This window comes from Mycobacterium sp. DBP42 (assembly GCF_005924235.1).
In the GTDB taxonomy this organism is placed as follows: Bacteria; Actinomycetota; Actinomycetes; order Mycobacteriales; family Mycobacteriaceae; genus Mycobacterium; species Mycobacterium syngnathidarum.
In genome coordinates this window covers 1-5,074 of record NZ_VCMY01000081.1, presented here as the reverse complement: position 1 = coordinate 5,074, position 5,074 = coordinate 1, and the positions used below count along the sequence as shown (strand labels likewise).

Annotated in this window: 2 protein-coding genes; both read left to right on the top strand. The window is 61.5% G+C overall.

What is annotated here, in order from left to right:
• The coding region (locus tag E0T84_RS32535; RefSeq protein WP_249383794.1) for a hypothetical protein at positions 1 to 313 on the top strand (313 nt) is incomplete at its 5' end.
• On the top strand, positions 310 to 4,941 hold the full coding sequence (locus tag E0T84_RS31330; RefSeq protein ID WP_138746408.1) for a DEAD/DEAH box helicase: 4,632 nt from the start codon (positions 310 to 312) through the stop codon (positions 4,939 to 4,941). The genes E0T84_RS32535 and E0T84_RS31330, both read left to right, overlap by 4 nt.
• Positions 4,942 to 5,074 lie beyond the last annotated feature (133 nt).

Below are 5,074 nucleotides of genomic sequence, written 5' to 3'. Positions count from 1 at the left end.
CCCCGGGAAAGCCCGCACCACCTGGCGAAACAGGACAATCCACCCACGCCTACACCCGAAAACTACTCCCCAGCAACACAACTCGACATCAGACCAAGCCCACGCCCATTTCCACGCAAAATCCGGGCTAGCGTTGCTGGCCAGGCTGGAGGCCTGCGGCCGGATCGAAGGACGCTACTTAAACACGGGGCTGCTGGGAGATTGGGCCCAGCTGGCTCAGCTGTGCCCAACGATGGTGGCCAATGACTTGCTTATTGCAGAAGCGGCGGTGCTCTATGGCCGTCGCGGTGACCTCACTGGAGATGACGAATGATCGATCGACTCGACCCGCTTGAAACTGCCAAGCAGATTGAAGGCAGCTATAAGCGCTACCTCAAGACTCTCCTGGCACCACGCGACGAGCAACTGGCCGCGGCGTTCGATGCCGAAATCGATGCCAGCACCCTGCTGACAAAGGGACCCATCCTCGAGATGACGCCGCCTTACGAAACGGGTGCGACCTGCCGACAACTCATTGAGCAGGGCATGCTGCATCCAAATTTCGCTCGCCTTGAGCCGTTGTTCCCTCTCGATCGGGGTCTCTACATCCACCAAGAGACGGCCATACGAAAGTTCGTCGCCGGACGAAACCTGGTCGTAAGCACCGGAACCGGATCCGGAAAGACCGAGAGCTTCCTCATCCCGATCATCAATTCGTTGATAGAAGAGTCCGCACGCGGAACGTTAGGACCCGGCGTACGGGCACTCCTGCTGTACCCCATGAACGCGCTGGCCAATGATCAGCTCAAGCGGCTGCGGGAGGTGCTGGCTGCAGTCCCGGAGATCACGTTTGGCCGATACACCGGTGAGACGCTGCGTGAGCCGCGCGCCGCGGAAGCGGAGTTCTTGCAGGGCAATCCGGGAGCCAGGCGCCTGCCCAACGAGTTACTCAGCCGTGAGGAGATGCAGGCGACGCCGCCGAATCTCTTGCTGACGAACTACGCGATGCTGGAGTACCTGTTGCTGCGCCCCGCCGATATGGTCTTGTTCGACGGTCCGCACGCAGGTACGTGGCGCTTCATCGTGATGGACGAGGCGCACGTCTACGACGGTGCGCAAGGCTCTGAAGTGGCCCTCCTGATGCGGCGGCTCAAACAACGCGTCGCACCTGGTGCCAACCTCCAATGCATCGCAACATCCGCCTCGCTGAATGGGTCCGTTCGCAACGATCCGCGCAGTGAGGCGATGGAATTCGCCACCAACCTCTTCGACGCGAAGTTCGAGTACGCCGACGGCGACAGCGCCAGGCAGGATCTGGTCGAGCCGGTTCGGAAAAAGCACACACCGAACCCAAATTGGCGCCTCACCGACGAGCAGCTACTGGACTTGCGTCGTGGCACTATCACTCTCGACACTGTCATCCCGTCCGGGACTGCTCCCGCGGAGGCATTAGCCAGCGAACAGTCGATGGTGGAACTCAAGAGTGCGCTCAGTGCCGGACCGATCGATGCGCGCGCACTCCGCGAACGGTTGTGGCCCGACGACGATCAGTCGACTGAGAAACTCGATGCGCTGGTTGAGCTGGGGAGCAGCGTTCAGGATGAGAGTGGCCATCCGGTGCTCTCGGCCCGTTACCATCTGTTCGTCCGGGCTACCGAAGGGGCCTTCGTAAGTTTCAACGACGACGGCCCACGCATCTTCCTTGGGCGGCATGAGGTTGACCCCGACACGGGGGGCGCTGTCTTCGAATTCGGAACCTGCACGCGCTGTGGCGCGGTCCACCTGGCCGGTGACGTGGAACGCCACGACGGGCACGAGCATTTCGTGCCATCCAAGACCGGCGATAGGTCAGTGAACTGGCTCGTGCTCGCCGACGAACAGGGCGAAGTGCTCATCGACGAGGACGAGCAGACTCTGGCGGAGATCGAAGCAAAAGCGGCCGCCTCAGATCCGACGACCCGGCGGCTGTGTACTGGATGCGGGCTCCTGGCGGATGCGGCAGCCGCGGCTTGTCCATCGGCGACCTGCAGCGGGGGACAGCTCCTGCTGGTGCGTGAGCATCCGCGTGCCACGCGAATCATGAGTCGCTGCACCGAGTGTGGTACGCAGACCCGCCAGGGAGCCCGACGGTTGCGCACCGACGTCAATGCGGCCCCCGCGGTCGTCACCACCGCGCTGTACCAGCAGCTGCCCGAAGCCGCGGGCGAAGCTGCCGACCAGGTGGGCGGCGGCCGCAAACTATTGATGTTCTCCGACTCCCGCCAGTCGGCGGCTTTCGCAGCGCCCTACCTTGACCGCACGTATACCCGCATGCTCGAACGCCGCTACATCACCCAGGCGTTGCGGGATCCCGCGGCGGATGGTGACATCACGGTTCGGGATCTCGCTGTGTTGACGCGCGAGAAGGCCGATGCAGCAGTGCATTTCCCACGCAGCATGGGGAAGATTGAGATCACTCAGGAGGTTCATCAGTGGATATCCGGTGAGCTGATGACCTTGGAGACCCGGCAATCGCTCGAAGGTCTTGGCCTGATGCGAGTTGCGCTGAGGCCGGCTGCACCTATCCCGATGCGCGGGTTCACCTCACTCGGGTTGACCGAAGACGAAGCCTGGGCGTTGCTCAACGAGCTCGTCAAGACAGTTCGCCTGCAAGGCGCCATCACCGTACTTGATCGCGTCGATGTGAAGGATGAGCGGTTCGCGCCGCGCAACACACGGGTACGGATGCGGTCTACTGGGTCGGATCGCGCAAAACAGATCATCAGCTGGAGCCCGAGCGGCACCGGCACGACGAACAGCCGCATGACGTTCCTTCGGAAGGTTCTCGCTGACCTCAACAACGACACGTCCCCCGAACGCCTTCTGGAAGGCTGCTGGAAGCTGCTTGAGTCGAGTGGACTTCTGGTACGCGAAGCTGACCGAGCACTCAATGGACAGGTCTATCAGCTTGACCACACGATGCTTGCCGTCGCCAATGGCGCTGAGTGTCAGTGGTATCAGTGCGACACGTGTCGGCTGCTCACTGCGTTCTCCGTCCGCGACATCTGTCCCAACAGTCGGTGCACTGGCAGGCTTAAACCTTTCGAGCTTCCGGCGCCCGCCGAAGACGCGAATCACTACCGTGCGGTGTATCAGACGATGAACACCGCGCCGCTGAGTGCCCGCGAGCACACCGCCCAGTGGAGTGCGAAGGAAGCGGCTGATATCCAACGCGAATTTGTCAGTGGAGCAGTCAACGTGCTGTCCTGCTCGACGACGTTCGAACTCGGCGTCGATGTGGGCGATCTGGAATCGGTGATGCTGCGCAACATGCCGCCCAAGACTGCCAACTATGTGCAGCGGGCTGGGCGTGCCGGCCGCCGCGCGGCATCGGCCGCGCTGGTGGTCACCTACGCGAATCGTTCGGCGCATGATCTTGCGCAGTACCAGGATCCGACGTCGATGATTGCCGGCCGGATGCGTATTCCGTGGGTGCCAGTCGACAACGCGCGGATCGCCCGTCGGCACGCACACTCGGTCGCTCTGGCCGCCTACTTCCGACACCGCTTCGACAGGTACCACGAAAAGTGGACGACAGCCGGACAATTCTTCACCCCAGACTCAGAGGGCGGGACGTCACCTGCTGATCGAGTGCGTGATTTCCTGACGCCCGTTCCCGCGGACGTTGAGGCTGCATTGTACGAGGCGCTCCCACAGGCCGTGCAGTCCGACATTGGTGTGCACAACGGCAGCTGGGTCGGTCCGCTCGTCGATCTGCTCGATTCGGTGCAGACGGAGCTGGTGCAGGATGTTGCCGATATCGAAGAGCGCATCGACGAGTCGGTGAAGGCGCGAAAGTTCGGGCTGAGCAAGCAACTAGAAGACACCAAACGAACGATCATCAACCGGCAGCTTCTTGGATATCTCGGCAACCGAAACATCCTGCCTAAGTACGGTTTCCCGGTCGACACCGTCGGGCTGAGCACCATCAACGCGGCCGATGCGGTGGGTCGGAAGCTTGAGCTCGACCGAGATCTTTCCCTAGCGATCTATGACTATGCGCCCGGAAACCAAGTGGTCGCTGGCGGAAAGCTATGGACATCGGCTGGTTTGAAAAAGCGACCCGGTAAGGAACTCGTCCGTCACAAGTATCGAATCTGCAATCCGTGCAGTCGATTCGAGCGGGGTACGGAGCTTGACGCTACGGTCCCATGTCCGAGCTGCTCGGAGCCGTTTAGATCCATTGGGACCCTGATCATTCCTGAATTCGGGTTCGTCGCTGCCAACGCTGCGCGGGATATCGGCAGCGCTCCACCGGAACGGCGATGGCATGGTGGGAGCTACATCGAAACTCACGGCGACGATATTGGCCTGTACCAGTGGTCGGGACCCAATGGAATGAAAGTGAGTGCACGTGCGGGGGTTCGAGCTTGGTTGGCCGTCGTCTCTGACGGCACCGGTGAGGGATTCCAGCTGTGCCAATGGTGCGGATGGGCGAATGCGGCCGAACGAGGCAGCAGGCGGCGCAAGCACCAACGGCCGGACAACGGCCGCGACTGCGACGGGCCACTGGAGAAGATTTCTCTCGGCCACCGTTACCAATCAGATGTAGCCGAGTTCACCTTCGACGGCATTCCGTATCTCAAAGACCAAGAGGCGAACTGGCAGTCAGCGCTGTACGCGATTCTGGAAGGTGCATCCTATGGGTTGGAGATCAGCCGTGACGATATCGACGGCGCGTTGTCGTGGAGTCCTGACCACCGGCGCAGCATCGTCCTGTTCGACACTGTGCCCGGTGGGGCCGGCTCGGCGAAACGGATCGCTGAGAACATCGGACTTGTGATGCAATCTGCCGTCAAGCGGGTGACGGACTGCGACTGTGGTGAAGAGACGTCGTGCTATGGGTGTCTGCGTTCGCATCGGAACGGGCGGTTGCATGAGCAGCTGTCGCGGCGTGCGGCGTTGCAGATACTCCGCGGCTGAAGCTAACCCGGATTTTTCACGGAATGTTGCGTGTGGGGTGTGTAGGTAAGCGAAAGTGCCTGTCCTGCAAGGGATAATTGGACTTCTCTAGGGTTCAATCGTCCTGACGGGAAGGCACTTCGCGGGTGAAGAA